Here is an 18,210-nt window from a genome sequence, read left to right as displayed (position 1 = left end):
CGATCGTGGAATTGGTACCCCCGTACGACATCGCAGCCGGAAAAAGGCGGTGGAGACCATGACTCCTCCCCTCGTCGTGGGCGTCGACGGATCGGACGGCAGCCTCCTGGCCATCGACTGGGCGGTGGACGAGGCCACCCGCGACGGGCTTCCGCTGCGGCTGGTCCACGCCTCGCTGTGGGAACGGTACGAGGGAGCGTTGCCGACGATGAGCCGGGAGCGCACCTCCGAGAAGGTACTGGTGGAGCACATCGTCGCTTCGGCGGCGGAACGCGTCCACCGGCACAACCCCGATCTCGAGGTCTCCACGGAAGCGGTGGCCGCAGAGGCGGTGTCCGCGCTCCTGGACGAAGGTATGAACGCCGCCGCCCTGGTCACCGGTTCAAGAGGCCGCGGCGAGCTGAAGGGAACGCTGCTCGGCTCGGTGCGCCTGGCGGTCGCGGCCCGCGCATCCTGCCCGGTCATCGTGGTCAGGGGTGACAAGGCCGCTCTGGCCGGCTCGCACGGGCGCGTCCTGCTCGGCGCCGGAGACCCCGGGACGAGCCGCGAGGCCGTCCGGTTCGCGTTCCGGGAGGCCGAGGCACGTGGCTGTGAGCTGGACGTCGTCCGCGCCTGGCGCCGCCCCGCACACGAGACAGCCGACGACCGGGCGTCGGCCGAGGATCCGGCGCATCAGCATGAGCAGCGGGCCTCCGCCCTGCTCGACACCCTCGTCGCCGACGCGGCGGCGGAGCATCCCGCTGTGCGGCTGCAGAGGACCCCGATCGAAGGATCGGCCCGCAAGGTGCTCGTCAATCGCTCGGCCGCCGCCGACCTGGTGGTCCTCGGAGCGCGCCGCAGGTCCGGTCGCTTCGGTCTCCAGCTCGGCCGGGTGTCCCACACCCTCCTGCACCACAGCGCCTGCCCGGTGGCCGTCGTACCGCGGACGGTCTGATCCGTCGCCCGCCGAGGGCGCCCGCAGTCCTCTCACCGAACAGCTCGAGGGAACCGAGGCGATGTGGCCATGACCCGCACAGCACCTGACACGGCCGCCCCCGCCCGTCCACCGGAACCCGCTGTGCATGAGCTCGAGGTCGCCCACATCGACGGCGACGCGTACGTCGCGGATGTACGCGGTCACCGGCTGCGCGTCGACCAGCCAGAGGACGCCGGCGGGAAGAACAGCGGCCCCACGCCCGTCGAGCTGTTCGCCGCGTCCCTGGCCACCTGTGTCGCTTTCTACGCCGGCCGCTACCTGCACCGGCACGGCCTCGACCGAAGTGGACTGTGCGTGCGGACCGAGTTCACGATGGCCGCCGACCGCCCGGCCCGGGTCGACACGATCCGCGTCGCCGTCCTGCCCCCTGCCGGACTGACCGAGCAGCGCCGGGCCGCCCTCCTGGCCGTCGCCTCGCACTGCACCGTCCACAACACCCTGCATCAGCCTCCCTCTGTCGACGTCCGCCTGGAGCCCTGACCGAGCCCGCCCGCCGCGCGGCCCATCAGGCGCCGTCCACGGTGCCGCTGGTGCAGTTGCTGGGCTCGACCACCTTGTCGTCGCCGGAACACCGGGCAACCGCGAGCAGTACGCCGGCGACCGCGCGATCTCCGACTGGGTGCTCTCCCGCGGTTACGCCTACGCCGCCACCGACAAGGGCGACACCGGCCTCGCCTTCCACCGCGACGGCCGCCGGCCCGGCGACGTCATCGCCGAGTGGAACACGCGCTTCACCGAGCTCACCCGGGCCGCCCGCTCCGTCGTCGGGCAGCGCTACCACCGGTTCCCGGTCCGCACGATCGCCACCGGCATCTCCAACGGCGGCTACCTGGTCCGCTGGCAGCTGGAGAACCATCCCGAACCGTTCGACGGCGGAGTCGACCGGGAGGGCACGCTGTGGCGCTCCGACAACCCCGACCCGCTCACCTTCCTGCCGCCGGCGCTGCGCGAGCACCCGGTGTACGCGGCCGGGGGCGCCGCTGCCGAACAGGCCCGGCAGACCCTGTTGTGGGTCTTGCGGTAGGTCCCGAAGACCTTGGTGACGAACGGGTCGGGCTCCCAGCCGTCACTGTCGTGGTCATCGCCGGTCTCCCCTCACGCCGCCCGGAACGTCCTGCGCTGTCGATACTTGTCGTTCGGGGGGCCGGGACGAGGGCCGGACAGCACCGGCCGGGGCGCCGAACACCCTCGTCCGAGGGGCCGTTCGGCCCACCCCGCGATTGCGGAGGTCAGGAATACCGCTCCAGCCCGTACCGCGTGCGGCCGCCGACGAGTTCCCGGCCGGTGACCAGTTCGGGCGTGATCCGGATGAAGACGTCATGGGGCGAGACCACCCAGGAACGGGGTCCTGTCCGGGTGAGGCGATCGTGCTCGGCGGGATCGTCCACCACCAGGGCGTGGCCCGTCACGACGACACTCCAGCCGGAGTGCGCGGCCGCGTCCACCGCGTCGGCCTCGAACGCCACCACCACACCGTCGATGGAGCGGGCCAGTTCCGAGTCCGCCGACGTCCGCAGTACGACGGCGGACTCGGCGTCGAGGCAGAAATTGACCGCCAGGACAGCGGGCAGGGCGTCACGCGTGTGGACGACCCTGCCGATGGGCACGTCACCGAGCCGGTCCAGGCATTCCTGCCGACCGAGTTCACGAAAGCCGTCGTCGGGATTCATCAGCGGACTCAACTCTCACGCGTACAGTTCTCCGGCCACGAGCGACGCTTCCACCTGTGACGGGACAACGATCGAGGCCGAGGCTCATCGGCCTCGCCGGTCTCCGGAGAACGGAGAGGCTCATTCCTTCCTGCGGTCCGCGCGCGGAGCCTGGATCACCGCACCGCGATCCGCCGCCCGCTGATCCGGTCCTGTTCGACGCGTACCCACAGGTCGCGCTCCTCGCCGCCGGCCCAGGGACGGCTGTGGGCGAGGGCGTCGAACCGGCGCCTGACGTCCGGGTCGGTCACGGCCCGGACGCTGCCCTGGACGAGTACGCTCCAGCCCTGGCTGAGGGCCTCGTCGACGTGATCGACCTGGAAGGCGACGTTCGGTCCGACCGCTGCCGCGATCGCCGAACCCGGCGCGGTCCTGAAGGCGATCGTGCCGTCGATGACGCTGTAGTTGACGGGAAGGATGACAAGGCCGTCCTCAGCAGCGGTGGCGAGCCTTCCGACGCCGTGCGTCGACAGGCGCGCAAGGCAGTCCTCGGGGCCGAGTTCGATCGGTTCGGAGTGGTCGGCCGCCTGGCCGAGGCCGGGCGGCAGGTCGTATTCACCGCCGTGCAGGGCGGCGACGCTCGTGTCGAGGGCGCCCGCGAGCCGGATCAGGACGCTGGTTCCGGGTCTCGCCGTGGACTGTTCCTCCAGGTACTGGAGGTATCCGGCGGCTGTGCCGACGCGGACGGCCGCGTCTTCCCGGGTCAGGCCGAGCTCCTCGCGTCGCGCGGCGATACGCCGTCCGATGTCGCCCGGTGCGGCCGCGGCCGAAGCCGCCGTGCGAACCGTCGGCCGGGGTGTCTCCCCGATGTCCGCTGTCGCGGCCGACGGTGCCCCGGGTGCGCCCTCGCCCTGCGGTGTCGCGCCGGACGTGCCCCTTCGGGTCTGTTCGGACATGTCATTCGCCTCCTTCCGTCAGGGCGTCCTGACCGTCAGGGCGTCATGCTGCGGCTCACCGAGGACCACCTTGAGCGCGCCCGTGTCGGCAGCCCGCGCGAAGACGTCGTACGCCTCCTCCATGTGGTCGAGCGGGAAGGTGTGGGTGACGAGGGAGGCCGTGGGGAGCCGGCCCGCGGCCATCATGCGCAGCAGCATGGGGGTGGAGTGGGTGTCGACCAGGCCGGTGGTGATCGTCACGTTCTTGATCCACAGGCTCTCGAGGTGCAGAGTCGCGGGCTTGCCGTGCACGCCGACATTGGCGACGTGTCCGCCGGGCCGCACCATGCGCGTGCACATCTCGAAGCTCTCCGGGACACCGACCGCTTCGATGACGACGTCGGCTCCGAGCCCGTCGGTGAGATCGGAGACGAGTTGCTCGGCCTCCTCGCCCGTCGCGACGGCGTCGGCGCCGAGGCGCTTGGCCGCGTCGAGCCGGGCCGTAGCGAGATCGACGGCGATGATCTTCTCGGGCGAGTAGAGGCGCGCCGTCGCGATCGCGGCGAGCCCGATGGGGCCCGCTCCCACGACGGCGACGGTGTCTCCGGGGCGTACCCGCCCGTTGAGCACGCCGACCTCGTAAGCGGTGGGGAAGATGTCGGCCAGCAGGACCGCGTCCTTGCTGTCCACGGCCCCCGGCAGGAGATGTGTGGACAGGTCCGCGTGCGGGACGCGAACGTACTCGGCCTGTGTGCCGTTGATCAGGTGACCGAGGATCCAGCCACCGTCGGCGCGGCACTGGCCGTACGCGCCCTCCCGGCAGAAGCGGCAACGGCCGCACGCCGTGATGCAGGAGACCAGGACCCGATCGCCCGGCCGGACCGTACGCACGTCGCTGCCGACCTCGACGATCTCACCGACGGCCTCGTGGCCGAGCACCGTGCCAGGGGTCACTTCCGGCACGTCGCCCTTGAGGATGTGCAGATCGGTGCCGCAGATGGTGACGGTGTCGACCCGGACGACGGCGTCGGTGGCCTCCTGGATACCGGGATCCGCCACGCTCTCCCACGCGGACTTCCCCGGGCCGTGGAACACGAGTCCCTTCATGACAATCCCTTCACGTCGTGACGTGACCTGGTATCTCCAGCCTGACCGGGGCGGGGGCTTCGCGCATGGGCCGGTCGGTCCCCACCGCGGGACCGGGCGGCCCCTGCCACCGCTCGCGCGCGCCGCGTTCCCCTTGCACCGTTGAGGTAGAGCGAGGAGGAGCGGTGCCCTGCGCACAGGGCGCGAGGCCCCGGGGCGGAGTCCTCCGGGGCTCTCATGGCATGTCCCGGCCCCGGACACTCAGTCGTGCGGGACCACCGCGACCGGGGCGACGGAGTGGTGCAGTACCGCCTGGGTCACCGGGCCGATGTGGACGCCGACCGGGGACTGCCGGCTTCGGCGACCGATCACGACCAGGTCCGCGTTCCGTGAAGCATCCACGAGGTGGGGGCCCGCACCGCCCACCACGGCCTGCTCGTGGACCGGGACGCAGGGGAACTTCTCACGCCAGGGCTGCAGTACGTCGGTCAGGCGCCGCTGCGTCTCGACGAGCAGTTCCGCTTCGGCCGCCGGATCCGTGGCTCCGCTGTGACCGTGGTAGGGCGGCACGCTCCCGCCGTGGACGACCCGCAAGTCCGCCACCCTGCGGGCCGCCGCCTGGAAGGCGAATTCGATCACGGAGGCATCCGAGTGCTCCAGGTCGAGGCCGAGCACCACGTCCCGGGTTTCGTGAACCTCTTCGGAGACTTCTGCCGCGCGTACGAGGACGACCGGAATCCGGCTCCGGGCCACCACGGCCTGCGCGACGGAACCCGTCAGGAAACCGGCGACGCCACTCAGCCCCCTGGACCCGAGGACCAGCAGTTCGGCCTCCTCGGCCATGGCCGTCAGTACGGTGACAGGCTGCTCGGCGACGCGCTCGGCGCTGACCGACAGACCCGGATGGATCGCGGCCAGCCGCTCCGCGGTCTCGTGCGGCAGGCGTTCGGCCCACGCGCGCTGCGGATCGTCCTCCGGCGATGGAACGGAGACGCCGGCCAGCGGGGCGTATATGTAAGGGTGCCACTGCCAGGCGTGTACGACACGCAGGTGCGCGTCCGTGCGCAGGGCTTCGCGAGCTGCCCAATCGGCCGCTGCGAGGCTCTCGGGCGAACCGTCCAGACCGACGACGATGATGTGCGACATGTGATGGCCTCCTTGAGGGATACGTGATCAGTCTCGTGTTCGCCCGGCTGTGGGAGGAGGGGCCACTGGTCCTCCACGGGGACCAACCAGCCCTGTACGGAAGGGGATTTGACGACCCCGCCGACACGGTCCAGCCAGGGTGGTCGCGCCGACCGGCGGATTGCGGGCCGGCGGGTCGGGCATCCGTCAGCGGAGCGCCCCGGTCCCCGCACGCCGGAGCGCGGGCGGGGCGCCCCCGCACATTCGCGGGGGCGCCCCGATGTTTGCCGGCAGGTCACCGCAGCCAGGTGTTGCGGTTCACGATGGGCAGTCGCTCCCAGAGTTTCCCGAGGCCCCAGGTCGTGCCGGCGCCCGCCGCGGCCAGCGCGATCAGGACGACCGCGTAGATCACGTGATAGTCCGTGAACGGGTTGGGCGACATGCTCGGCGAGCCGTCGGACAGATGCCGGGCGGGCGGCCATTCGGCCAGCCACATGAACGCCATCATCACCGTGCCCGCCAGCGCCGCGAGCCGCAGCGCCACACCCGCGACCAGAGCGACCCCGACACCGAGCAGACCGGCCATGAACAACCAGTCCACCCAGCCGGCACCCGCCCAGGAATGGAACGTCGACTCCATCGGCCCGGCCGCGACCCCGCCCAGGAAGCCCTTCGTGGGCGAACCGCCGTCGATCCAGCCCTTGCCGGACGGAGTGGCGTAACCGAACCCGAACGTCTTGTCGAGGAAAGCCCACAGGAACACGAAACCGGTCAGCAGACGCAGACCCGCGAAGGCGTACGAGCCGACCGACGTGGCCGCGGCCTCACCCGGCGCGTTCGCCGAACGGATCCTGCGCAACGGCGAGAAGCCGAACCCCGCGTGACGGTGAGACTGCTCGTGGACCGACATGGTGATGATCCCTTCGGAAGAAGGACGATGCCGAGCTGGTACCCGACACGAATCACTCTCCCGAGACGGCACACGCCGTGCCGGATGCCGAAGGGCCGTGCTTCTTGGGTTGAACGGCCCTTTCCCGCAGGCTTGTCGGTCTCCTGGCTCCGGGCGGGACCAACCTGTATGGCCTGTCGGACCGACTTCGTCCGCACTCGCGCAGAAGAAGAAGAGCGGTCCTGGGCGTGTGTCGCCCTCGGCATCGAGGGTGGTGGTGTCCCCCCGACCGGCAGCCGCTCGATCGGGCGCGGCCACCCTACCCACCGGGTGCCGGGTGCCGGGTGCCACTGCCGCGCCGGGAATCTCGTGCCCGCCCGGCCCAAGGCGTGGGGCCGGGCGGCCCCTTGGAGCTCGTAACGCGATCTTGTTGAAGTGCCCTGGTCGGGCGTGCCTGTCGGGGTGATTCGGTCGTTCGGGAAGGGGTGAGTACTCGGCCGTGGATCGTGGACGACGACTTGTGGGCCCTGATCGAACCGTTGTTGCCGCCCTGGCCGGAGCGGTCACCCGGCCTCGGCCGGTGCCGGTGCCGGACAGACTGTGCCTGCAGGGCATCCTGTATGTCCTGCACGACGACATAGCCTGGCAACCGCTGCCGCTGGAGCTGGGGTTCGGCTCCGGGCAGACCTGCCGGCGCAGGCTTGAGCGGTGGCAGCAGGCTGGTGTCTTCGACCCGTAGCACCGGCTCCTGCTCCTGCTCCTGCTCCTGCTCACGGAACTCAACGCGGCGGGTGGGCTCGACTGGTCCAGCGCGTGTGTGGACGGCTCCCACATCCGCGCGAAAAAAGGGGGCGCCGACACCGGTCCGTCACCGGTCGACCGGCGGAAGACAGGCAGCAAACACCACCTGATCCGCGACGGACGCGGCACCCCCCTCAAGGTCATCACCACCGCGGCGAACTCCGCAGGCGCCGGATCCTGCCCGTCATCTCCCGCAAGGGCGCCCCGAACATCAAAGGCCCGGGCAAACTCCGCTATGCCGTTGAGCAGACCTTCGCCCTGCTCCACCAGTTCAAGCGCCTCGCCGTCCGCCGGGAACGCCGAACCGAACTCCACGACGCCTTCGCCTCATTGGCCTGCGGCCTCATCTGCTGGAGGCGACTGAAGAAGCACCGCTCATGATCGTGTCACGAGCTTTTGGCTACGGCTCACACCACTCACCCAAAGGGCCGGCCGCCCGCGTCCGGGTGAGTTCGTGCACCAGGTCCCACGCCCGATCGACATCCAGGACAAAGTCGCCCGTGAACGCGGCGAAGTCGTCCATGATCGGGACGTCGACCTCGGCACCCGAGGGCACGGTGCCGTCTCCTACGAGCAGAGACATCCGCTCGGTGTCACTCATCAGATGGACGACCGCGTGATCATCCCGGAAGGCCAGGACCAACAGCGGGAACTCCCTGTTCGGCGACCGAACCTCGATGTACCCCTGACCACGGGAACGCAGGTCGTTGAAGCGGTCTGACAGATCCTTCACCTCTGAACGTCTCTCGACCGGATGGAACAGTCCCGATTCCGGCGACGTCGCCGCCCACACCACGCTCATCCGGCCCCTCTTCCCCCCACAGGTCATCGCCGACGATCCAGGGCCACGCTCCCACGCTCCACCACGGCATGACCACTGGGACTGGAGCGCAGGGAGTGTAAATCTAACGGCCTGTCTCACTTTCGGTGGTAACGGAGAGTTGTGAGGGTCGTTGACTTTGCGTGATGGATGTCAACAGGCTTGTACAGATAGTGTTTTCGGGTCTGTCTCCGCTGGTCATGGACGATGTGGCTGACGAAGGTGAGCGGATCGTGGTGCGGGCCCGGACGCCGTGGAAGACCGCGGTCTGTCCGGTGTGTGGTGCCTCGTCGGGACGGGTGCACAGCTATCACTGGCGGACGGTGGCCGACGTTCCGGTCGACGGGCGCTGGGTGATGGTTCGTGTGCGGGTGCGGCGTCTGGTGTGTCCAACGCGCGGCTGTCGGCACACCTTCCGCGAGCAGGTGCCCGGGGTGCTGGAGCGGTACCAGCGACGTACGACCCGTCTGACCAGGCAGGTCAAGGCCGTGGTCAAGGAGTTAGCGGGCCGGGCGGGATCCCGTTTGCTGGTGATACTCGCGGTGAGCCTGTCCCGTCACACGGCCCTGCGCGTCCTGGTTCGCATTCCGTTGCCCGCCGGGCGGGTGCCCCGTGTGATCGGTGTCGACGACTTCGCCCTGCGCCGACGGCACCGCTATGCCACCGTGGTGATCGACGCCGAGACCCATGAGCGGATCGACGTACTGCCCGACCGCACAGCCGGCACGCTGGAAGCGTGGCTGCGCGGGCATCCGGGCGTCGAGGTCGTGTGCCGCGACGGCTCGACCACATACGCCGAAGCCATCCGCCGCGCGCTGCCCGACGCGGTGCAGGTCGCCGACCGATGGCACTTGTGGCACAACCTGTGCGAAGCCGCCCTCAACGAGGTGAAGGCACACAGCACCTGCTGGGCCGCAGTGCTGGACGCGCCGATCTACGACGGGCCCCGCGCCCAGACCACCCTGGAACGCCGGCACCAGGTGCACAGCCTGCTCGAGAAAGGTGTGGGCCTGCTCGAATGTGCCCGCCGCCTGCAACTCGCCCTGAACACCATCAAACGCTACGCACGAGCCGACCGGCCCGAGCGCATGCTCCGCGTCCCCAAATACCGCGCGAGCCTCGTCGACCCCTACCGCGAGCACCTGCGCAGACGCCGGGCCGAGGACCCCGCCGTCCCCGTCCAGCACCTCTTCGAGGAGATCAAGGCTCTCGGCTTCACCGGCTGCCTCAACCTCCTGCACAAGTACATCAACCAGGGCCGCGCAGACGCCGACCGAAGCCACATCTCCCCGCGCAGACTCGCCCGGATACTGCTGACCCGGCCCGACAACCTCAAGGCCGAGCACCACGAGCTCCTGGCCAAACTCACTGCCGCCTGCGCCGAGATGACCCAACTGACCGCAGGCATAAGGGACTTCGCCCCGCTCCTGTCGCCTCACGCCGACAACCCTGACGCGCTCACGCGCTGGGCAGCCCGGGTCCGCGACGCCGACCTGCCTCACCTGCATGCCTTCACCCGAGGTCTGGAACGAGATCGCGAGGCCGTGGACGCAGCTCTCACGCTTCCGTACAGCAACGGCCCCACCGAGGGTGTCAACACCAAGACCAAGCGCATCGCGCGCCAGATGCACGGACGAGCAGGCTTCGCTCTGCTCCGCCACCGCATCCTCCTCGGATAACAGTCACCCTGAGCGACCACCGAAAGTGAGACAGGGCCGTTAAATTGACACACCCAGGCTCCAACAGAAGCGATGAGCCGCCCACACGTGTGGGCGGCTCATCGTTATCCCCTGCCAGGTCAGGTGACGAGCTACGGAGCCCCTATGCGCAGAAATTCAGCATAGATTTTATGCAGCAGAACTGCATATCGATAATGGGCGTTGACAACTTCTCGCTCTTCGACAGCCATGCTTTCGCCGAATCGCTCCAGGCGAGAGATGACCCCTTCAAGCAACCCCATGACGTCCGCCCGGCTCGGCCTGAATATCCCCTCATCGACAAAAAGGATCACCTGGGTCACATGCTCGTCGGCGAGAGCTAGGTCGCCATGAATGAGTGCAAGGTTCTCTCCTGCGCGCAACAGAATCTCACCGCGGCGTAGGCCGGGAAAAGGCAAGGATCGCCAGAGGGCGTAGCTCTCCATGAAATCCGACAACGACTCGTCCTCTCATTAGCCGGCGCCATACCAGAAGGTTACGGCCTTGCCGCGGGGGCCGATGATCCCGCCCTTACCCGTCTGGGGGTCCACGTATTTTATCCCACGCGCACCGTCCGCCAGCGTCTCCAAGCTGGCGTTGAGCCCCCTCTTCCCGCCTGGCTGGGCAATTCCCGTCGCCCAGTCTTGCGCATCCTGGAGGTACTGCTCACGCGTGACACCGCGCCCCTTTGCATGCTTGTCCCAGTGGTATTCAAACTGATCCTGAGAAGATCTGCCGCTGGGGTTATGGAAGACGTCGTCGATCTTCTCGGGGCACAATCCCGAATTGTGCACCAGTACGGGCACTGTACCGGCGAGTACATAGTACGTGTGAACGTCCTCAACCGTCAGATTGTACGTCTGCGCATGCCTGGTGAATGAGTGGTTTCGTGTGACGATGACGACGCTTCCGTCATCGGTGAGCAGGGTCATCCCCGCCTTGAGGGCGCCCGCTTTGATCCAGTCACGCTCGGACGGGGACCAGAACGGGTGCTCATGAGTCGCCGTGAGCTTCTCGATGCCGTCCAGCGTGGCAATGGACAATTCATTGAAGTACTTATCTCCCTCCGTTCGGATGAGTCGGGTCACTTTACGGGACTTCTTCTTCCCGGTCTCCGGGTCAGTTGCCTTGACGCGGTCACCGAGTTCGACGTCCTCGATATTTTTGACTGTCCCGTCCGCCATCAAGACTTCGGTGCCAGCAAGGAAGCAATTGCATCCTGCGACCATTTTCGAACTTGAATAGGATGAACCCTTCTTCCCTGTACCGGAAACCCCTCCCGGCCTTGCGCCGGATAGCCCTCCCGACCCCTCCATGCCTGTCATGGAGATCATGGCAACTGCACTGAGAGGAGTTACCTGACCCCTACATCCGCTGTCATGTCCCATTCGCATGCAGGTGAGGAATTTAAGATGGGTCAGAATGTTCTGGCCAATATGCTCGCTGTCATCCCCGAGAAGGCATGTGTCACCAAAGTCTCGGCACCAGTTGTCGACCTCCCGGTTGAACCGGTCGCCAAATCGGCTGGCATTCTTCCAACTTTTGTCGACAAAGACGCCAGGGTAGATTTCGAAGTGCGTATTGGTGAAGGAGGCCGGGTATACGTTGCCAGCATTCAGTGCCGCTTGATAGTTCTGTGAATATCTCGGCGGTCCGGAAGAGGCCGGGTGTGTGGGCGTCCTGTTCTCATGGTCAGGCGATGAACGGGTGGGACAGTCGAGGTCTGCGCAGAGCCCGCTGGGGTCGCTATTGCTGATGGGGCTGTTGCTGCTGTACGCGTACCCGTTCATCTGGAGCGGGTCGGTGATGTCGACAACCGGGTCGGCGGAGAGGAAGCGGCCCGAGGCCTGGTCGTATTCGCGGGCGCCTAGGTGGGTCAGTCCGGTGGCCGTGTCCTCGATGCCGACACCCAGGTAGCCGCGCTTGATGGGCCAGCTCGACGGTTCCGGACCGCGGAGTTCGCCGTACGGCTTGAAGGCGCGCCGGGTGACCGTTTGGCCGTTTGACAGTTCGACCGTTGTGTTGGCTGTACCGAGCTGGTCGGCGAGAAGGACGCTGAGTTTGTGGCCCGTCGCCGCTGCGTTGGTGGTGGTTCGGACCACCGTGGGTGCGCCGGCTTGGGCGTAGGAGCGGGAGGCTCGGGTGATTGTGCCGGTGGTGTCGGTTGTCAACTCGGTTTCGCCCAGGTACAGGGTCGTGCCCGTGGGTGAGTTCTCCAGTAGGCGATTGCCTTCGGCGTCGTAGACGTAGGTTGTCTTCTTACCGTCGTCGGTGAGGGAGTCGAGCTTGCTTTCCGCTGTCCAGATCAGGTTCTGTGTGGTGGCGGAGAGATCCCGGACAGTGGTGTTGCCGGTGGCGTCGTAGGTGTAGACGCTGCCTTTGCCGGACGGGCTGGAGCTGATGGCTGTTGCTGTATGCGGCTGGGTCTTGTATGTCGGCGTGGTGCCGGTTGCGGCAACCGTCTTGCCGTATCCGTAGGTGTACGTGACGTTCTTCGTCGCGTCAGCCGTGTTGTGCTCGGTCATCTTCGCCCGGTTGCCGAGCCAGTCGAACATGTACGACTGGCGGTAGGCCGTCGTACCAGTGGATACCGTCGTCGTGTCCGGGGCTGCGGCTGAGAGCGAGGAGCTCAGCGCCGGGTCTGGGGTGGATGTATCTGTGGCTTCGTCCGGGGCGTCAGTTACTGGGCCGGACGCTGCGGCGTAGTCGGTGCGGGGTCCCCAGATCGTGCCGTTCGAGGCTTTGCAGCCGGTTCCCTTACCATCCGGTGCGATGTTCGATGTCCAGGCGTGCGTCAGCTCGCCGATGGCGTCGTAGGTGAAGCACTGGGTGTCCCAGGTGTTGCCCGTCGCCTCGCTGAGCTGTCGGGCGTTGGAGGTGATCGTGCCGGAGATGTCGTAGGAGTAGTAGCTGTCGGTGATGCGGTGCGGGCTGTCGGTCTCGCGGTCGGCGACGGTGCGCTGGAGACGGCCCGTGTGGGGGTCGACGAAGTTCGTCGTCCAGAGGCGGTAGGGCTGGTTGCCGGACACGGTTCGCAATGTCTCGCCGTAGGGCGAGTAGGTGGCATCGGCTGTGTACCAGGTCAGTCCTGACGTCGACTCCGCCAGTCCGTCGGTGTTGTAGCGGGTGACGACCTTTTCCTGGGCGAGTCCGCCGACGGCTGGCAGGGTGACCGACTGCGGCTTGCCTGTCGGCGTGTAGGTGTAGGAGTAGGCGTATGTGCCGGCGAGCCCCGTCGTCATCGGGTTGGGCGGGATGTCCGTCTGAGTGCCGATGACGTTGTACTCGGCGTCATAGCCGGTGATCTTGTCGACATAGTCGCCGTCGTCGGTGTGCCGCTTGGAGCTTGAGGGCTGGCCGATTCCGCCGGGCGCGTCGTCGTAGGTGTATTCCTTGATGGGGGTGGCGGTTGCGGAGCCCAGCCGTACGTCGGTGATACGCCCGAGGGCGTCGTAATGGGTGAAGGTTTCCTTTCCGAGCGCGTTTTTGACTCGGTTTGGCTGGTCCGCGGAGTCGTACCAGGTGTCGGTGGTGCCGGTGTCAGGGTCACTTGTGGATTTGATGCGTCCGCGAGCGTCGTACACGTACGACCAGACATTGCCGGCGGGGTCGGTGACCTTGTTCTGGTTGCCGCGGGTGTCGTACTCGTATGTGGTCGTGCTCCCCGCGCTTGAGTCTTCGGCGTTCTGGGAGTAGTGCTTGACCGACGTGACCCGGCCGAGGGCGTCGTAGTTGGTGCGCGTCTTGGGGAGCGTCGAGCCTGCCGGGTCGACGTACGTGCTGGTCCAGCTGTACGAGGTGTACGTCGCGTACTGGTAGTCGCCGTCGTGGTAGACAGACGAGCGGATCTCGCGTTCCAGGCCGTCGTAGCGGTGCCTGACCGAACTGGGGATCAGTGACTTCGACCGAGGAGCGAAGAGTTCTGTCCCGGGCTCACCCTTCGCCAGGTAGGCACCGGTCCGCTCGCGCGGCAGACCGTGATCGTCATAGTCGGTGTCTACGATGATCCGGCCTGGACCGTGGGCCTCGGACTGCTTTTGGATCTCGCGCATCAGACCGTCGTACAGGGTGATGTCGCGGGCGTAGGAGCCGTCGTCTTTGAGTGTGCTGACCGTTGCGGACGCTGGTCGGTTCTCACTGGATGTGGCAATGGCCGGTTGATAGTCAATGGTGACGTTCGGGGACTTGCCGCCCGAGGAGCGGGACGGGGACCAGCCCTTCACCAGACGGCCCAGAGAGTCGTACTCGCTCCGGGATATTCGGCCGTTGGGGTCGGTCACGGTCAGCGGCAGGCTGCGTCCGGGATCGAACGTGGTTGTGGTGGCCTGGCCTGCGGCGTTGATCGTCTTGGTCGAGGTGACTGGGCCGCCTGCCTCGGGCGTGTACTGCGTCTCGGTGGGGCCGACGCCGGGGTGGGTGATGGTGCGGACACGGCCGAGGTCGTCGAACGTGGTGGTGGTGACGCTGGAGTAGGACGTGCCGGTGGCGTCGATCTCGGCGACCGAAGTGGCTGAGCCCTTTGTCGGAGTTGCGCCGAAGGCCAGCTTGTCGTAGCTGGTCTGCATCGCCGCCTTGAGCTGGGTGGCCGGGTCGGCGTCGGCGTAGCCGGCGCAGGAGGTGGCGGTTGTCCGCTCTTCCTTGGGCAGTCCGATCAGCCAGGCTGAGGTGTTGTGCACGTACGACGTCTTGGTGCAGGTCTGGTTGGAAAGCGTCTCGTTGGAGCCGTTGGGTTTGACGACTGCCGTCTCCACCTGGATCGGCAGGCCGTAGGTGTCGTCCACTTGTGTGAGGGTGCGCAGGGCTTGCCAGCCGTTGTCGTCCAGGGACTGGATCTCGTCCGTCTGTTTGACGTCTGTGTGGAAGGCCAGCAGTGGTTCGCCTGCGGTGCCGTCCTCGTTTTCACGCGGTCGGGAGGCGGTCTGCTTGGACCGCGGGAAGTTCAGGGTGCGCCGGAGGACCTGGCCGTCGGAGTCTCGGTAGGTGATCGTCTCTGCGGTCATGCCGGCGTACTGGGGAGCGTCGTCGGGGAGCAGGATGCGCTCGCCCTTGGAGTCCTTGACCTCGCCGCCGTTTCCTAGGAAGTAGCGGGTGACAGACATCGACTGGGAGTTCACGTCGCCTTGCTCAGAAGCCGACTTGCTGCCCTTGAGGGACTTGACCTGCCGGTATCCTCGCCAGTCGCTGAAGGTGCGCAGGGCTGGACGCGTGAACTCGTCGTCGCTTGTGGCCCAGGACGGGCCCGAGTACTGGTAGGTCGTGATGACGGGCTTGCCGTGCGAGGTGACCTTGTCGTTCTCGGTGACGGAAGCCACGACGTATTTGTTGAACCACGTCTTGGCCGGGGTCTTCTCGTCGCCGTCGGGTGACCAGCGCACCGGGTAGCAGGTGCTGTTGGCCTTGCCCTTGTCTTCGGTGGGCTCGCTCGCGCAGCCTCCGGTGTACTCGACCTCGATGTCACCGCCGTGTTCGGTGGAGACCACGCCGATGCGGGGCCGGGTGAATCCGGGCCGCTGGTCGCTCTTGCCCGTGAGGACGAGATTCGGCAGTTGTCTGTCCTTCAGCCGGGCGTGCAGTGGGGAGGCCGATCCCACGGTGTAGTGCCCGAAACTGATGCCGTCTTTGGACTGGAGAGTGCCTGTGGTGTCTCCGGGGCCGTAGCCGGTACGCGTTATCGAGTTGAGCCACAGGCCAGGTGCGGTGTCGTACCAGTCCTCAGGAAAGGACTGGTGGAGCGTGTAGGTGTCGACCGGGCCGAGGCCGGTCTGTCCTGCACGGGCAGCCTTCGTGGTCACCGTGTCCAGGCGCAGCTGGGTCCAGAAGGATGGGAACGCCGGGCACATCTTGGACGTGGACTTGCAGTTGAGGTTGCCGGGCGTATCCCACCAGGGGCGGTATGCGCCCGGGTCGTCGGTCTTGGCGAAGTTGGCGGGGTCGCAGGAGGTGGTCGACTTCAGGCAGCGCTGCTTGACACCGAACTCGACCGTTGCGGACGGCTTGTTGAGGCTGTCGGGTCTCATGCCGTACTCGATGGAGGCCGGGTAGGCGTAACGGTCATACTTCTCGGGAGACTTGAATTTCTTGCGAACGGCGTAGTAGTTCGTCTCCTGGTTCCAGTTGACGATCATCGTGTTGCCGTGGACGTCGACCACCTTGTCCAGGCCCCAGCGCCAGGCCTGCTGTTTCCCGGCGCCGCAGCGGGAGTCGGCGAAGGCTTCGGCGTGGCACGGCTCTCCCGGGTGATTGCCGAACACCGGTGTGGTGGAGACCGAGTTCGTGTTGGCGTGGCCGCCGCCCACGCTGTTCAGGCCGTAGTAGTACTGCGTACCGTCTGTGGTCGTGACGACCCAGTACTCGCCGTTGTTGTCGCTGTTGGTCCCGCCGACGCGATGCTGGACGCGGGTGCCGTCGTCCTGCTGGGGGCGGTAGAGCTCAGTGTCTTTGTCCGGGTCGCTGCCGGAGCCGGCGTCGCGGACCAGCTCGGTGGTTTTGCCGTTCAGCGACATCACCGCGTTGTACGACACCCAGCACTGGTCGGACGTCTTGTCTTTCTTGGCTGCATTGTTGGGGGTACCTGCCTTGAACGCCTTCCGGTCCTCCTGGCAGGAACGGTAGCGGCGCTCGATGTGACCAGGCTCGTAGTTCCAGCCTTCACCGATCCATGACGCCTGCGGTGACGAGATCGCGGTGCGGCCGTCTACGGTCTGGGAACTGTAGTTGAAGGAGATCTTCGGGGCCGGACCGGCGGGCGCTGTGGGGATCGTCAATGGGTATGACCAAGAGAAAGCTCCTGAGGAGCCTCCGGCTTCCCATTTTCCGTCGGATGCCAAGGGCGTCGCCTTGAAAGTTCCGCCGCTGCCGGCACCGGAGTCGACAGCGCCGACAACCGCAGTAGTGCTGGCAGCCACAGGAGTTGCCGAAGTTGAAGCGTGGTACGCCGCCGGGGCAGCTCCCGAACGCGATGCCGGTGAGGGCTTGCCCACGGCCGAGGTGATGCCCTGCGCTGCCGGGTCGACGGTGGCCGTGATCGACTTCGCCGCCGTGTCGTTGGTGGTTTCCAGCTCCTCGTATGCCTGACACGCCTCGTCGTCCGGCGTGGTCAGGTAGCACTCGGGAAACTGCACGAAGTGCAAGCGGGTAGCCCAGTCGGCGCCGTAAAGACTCTCGAAGTCGGAGTAGTCGAGCTTTACGTTGACCGGGACGGCCCCGGTAGCCGGTCCCTGCACCTTCAAAACTGCCCCGTCAACACCTTGGCTGACAGCGGACGTGCGGTCGGGAATGGTCACCTGCCAGGTGCCTGTGGGGGCCGGCTGGTCGGGAGCCTGGCCGAGGCTGACGGGCAGATTCCCGACGGGCGACATAGCTGTCTGCCCGGCGGAGGTGATGGTGCGCAAAGACGCCGGGGCCGAGGCCGAGCCGAAGCTCACCGTGCCCGTCAGGTTGGACGGTGCGGTTGTTGTACCTGTTGGTGCGGTGAGCAGGTCCTCAGGGATATCGGCTTTGAGGGTGTCGAGATCACGGGAGGACTTCATGCCCGGAATGGGCTCCTCGTTCTCCAGCTGTTCAAGTTCCACCGCTTGCCTGCCGGCCTCGTCGTGCGAGGGATCAGGGTCAGGCGGCAGCGCCAGTGACTGAGTGGGCAGCAATGCCACCAGCAATGCGCCAGCCACGGTCGGTATGGCAGCGCGGGCCATGCGACGACGGGCGTGCGGAAGACGGCCGAACACGACGAGATCCCCCCGGACCATTCGAGGCGGGACCGGTGACCGACCACGCGTGACGATTTGGCAGACCGTCAGATTCTGTGGCCCTACTGTGAAGAAGCGCTAGATCATTTCTTTTGGCGTGAGCATGATCACACACCGTAACAGCACAACACCAGTCAAATATTCATGATCAAGCAAAGCTCCCATGAATCCGACATTAGCCACATTCATGACCAGTGACTCCAGTCAGCAGCTAAGCGCATGAGTCGCTTGACCCTTTGTCATAATTGCTACAGATACAGGCGATTACTTCATGTGAGCCAGGGCCCGCTTCACCTGCAAAAGCACCCGCCTGCGTTGGAAAGCTCCTACTCCTCGAACTCGCTCGCGCGTTCCTCACCCTTTTTCCGCACCGTGACGACAGCCTCTCCATGAGTCATCATCGGCTCGCGTCGGCATGCCCCTTGTCATCAGGGGATCCGCTCCCATACCAGGAAGCGGAAGTTCATGGCCGGTGGCATTCTGGGGA

The 18,210-nt window shown here is 66.7% G+C and carries 11 protein-coding genes and 2 pseudogenes; 5 read left to right on the top strand and 8 right to left on the bottom strand.

Annotation, left to right across the window (positions count from 1 at the left end):
• The first annotated feature begins 58 nt into the window (after positions 1 to 58).
• The 3 genes and pseudogenes from ACFYW7_RS26725 to ACFYW7_RS26715 form a co-directional block, all read left to right on the top strand.
• Entirely contained in the window at positions 59 to 934 is an 876-nt protein-coding gene (locus tag ACFYW7_RS26725; RefSeq protein WP_389506708.1) for a universal stress protein, read from the top strand.
• 123 nt (positions 935 to 1,057) lie between these two features.
• The gene (locus ACFYW7_RS26720) at positions 1,058 to 1,456 is read left to right on the top strand and encodes an OsmC family protein (protein ID WP_389506706.1); all 399 of its coding nucleotides are present in this window, start codon (positions 1,058 to 1,060) and stop codon (positions 1,454 to 1,456) included.
• Between the two features lie 73 nt (positions 1,457 to 1,529).
• Positions 1,530 to 1,982, top strand: a pseudogene (locus ACFYW7_RS26715) (prolyl oligopeptidase family serine peptidase); the annotation flags it as partial.
• 223 nt (positions 1,983 to 2,205) lie between these two features.
• Here the strand turns inward: ACFYW7_RS26715 and ACFYW7_RS26710 are convergent.
• The 5 genes from ACFYW7_RS26710 to ACFYW7_RS26690 form a co-directional block, all read right to left on the bottom strand.
• Complete coding sequence (locus ACFYW7_RS26710) at positions 2,206 to 2,646, bottom strand: pyridoxamine 5'-phosphate oxidase family protein (protein WP_389506704.1); 441 nt, start codon at positions 2,644 to 2,646, stop codon at positions 2,206 to 2,208.
• 155 nt (positions 2,647 to 2,801) lie between these two features.
• Positions 2,802 to 3,581, bottom strand: a complete 780-nt coding sequence (locus ACFYW7_RS26705; RefSeq protein WP_389506702.1) for a helix-turn-helix domain-containing protein — start codon at positions 3,579 to 3,581, stop codon at positions 2,802 to 2,804.
• Positions 3,582 to 3,599: 18 nt separating this feature from the next.
• Complete coding sequence (locus tag ACFYW7_RS26700; RefSeq protein ID WP_389506700.1) at positions 3,600 to 4,667, bottom strand: zinc-dependent alcohol dehydrogenase family protein; 1,068 nt, start codon at positions 4,665 to 4,667, stop codon at positions 3,600 to 3,602.
• Between the two features lie 240 nt (positions 4,668 to 4,907).
• Positions 4,908 to 5,792 carry a universal stress protein gene (locus ACFYW7_RS26695; RefSeq protein WP_389506698.1) on the bottom strand — a complete coding sequence of 295 codons (885 nt, stop codon included), beginning with the start codon at positions 5,790 to 5,792 and terminating at the stop codon, positions 4,908 to 4,910.
• A 274-nt stretch (positions 5,793 to 6,066) separates the two neighbouring features.
• Positions 6,067 to 6,681 (bottom strand): hypothetical protein, encoded by a 615-nt coding sequence (locus tag ACFYW7_RS26690; RefSeq protein WP_389506696.1) that lies wholly within the window; start codon positions 6,679 to 6,681, stop codon positions 6,067 to 6,069.
• Positions 6,682 to 7,163: 482 nt separating this feature from the next.
• Between ACFYW7_RS26690 and ACFYW7_RS26685 the strand changes: the two are divergent.
• Positions 7,164 to 7,842 (top strand): annotated as a pseudogene (locus tag ACFYW7_RS26685) (transposase).
• Between the two features lie 19 nt (positions 7,843 to 7,861).
• Here ACFYW7_RS26685 and ACFYW7_RS26680 read toward each other — a convergent pair.
• A complete protein-coding gene (locus ACFYW7_RS26680) occupies positions 7,862 to 8,263 on the bottom strand; it encodes a hypothetical protein (protein WP_389506694.1) in 402 nt (133 codons plus the stop codon).
• Between the two features lie 164 nt (positions 8,264 to 8,427).
• On the opposite strand from ACFYW7_RS26680, the gene ACFYW7_RS26675 reads away from it, so the two are divergent.
• On the top strand, positions 8,428 to 9,960 hold the full coding sequence (locus ACFYW7_RS26675; RefSeq protein ID WP_389506692.1) for an ISL3 family transposase: 1,533 nt from the start codon (positions 8,428 to 8,430) through the stop codon (positions 9,958 to 9,960).
• 131 nt (positions 9,961 to 10,091) lie between these two features.
• On the opposite strand, the gene ACFYW7_RS26670 is transcribed toward ACFYW7_RS26675, so the two are convergent.
• A complete protein-coding gene (locus tag ACFYW7_RS26670; RefSeq protein ID WP_389506690.1) occupies positions 10,092 to 10,436 on the bottom strand; it encodes a hypothetical protein in 345 nt (114 codons plus the stop codon).
• 15 nt (positions 10,437 to 10,451) lie between these two features.
• A complete protein-coding gene (locus tag ACFYW7_RS26665; RefSeq protein WP_389507229.1) occupies positions 10,452 to 17,669 on the bottom strand; it encodes a polymorphic toxin-type HINT domain-containing protein in 7,218 nt (2,405 codons plus the stop codon).
• Positions 17,670 to 18,210: the final 541 nt, after the last annotated feature.

It is taken from the genome of Streptomyces sp. NPDC002580, from assembly GCF_042889485.1.
Taxonomy (GTDB): domain Bacteria; phylum Actinomycetota; class Actinomycetes; order Streptomycetales; family Streptomycetaceae; genus Streptomyces.
This window is presented reverse-complemented; position numbering and strand designations above follow the sequence as displayed.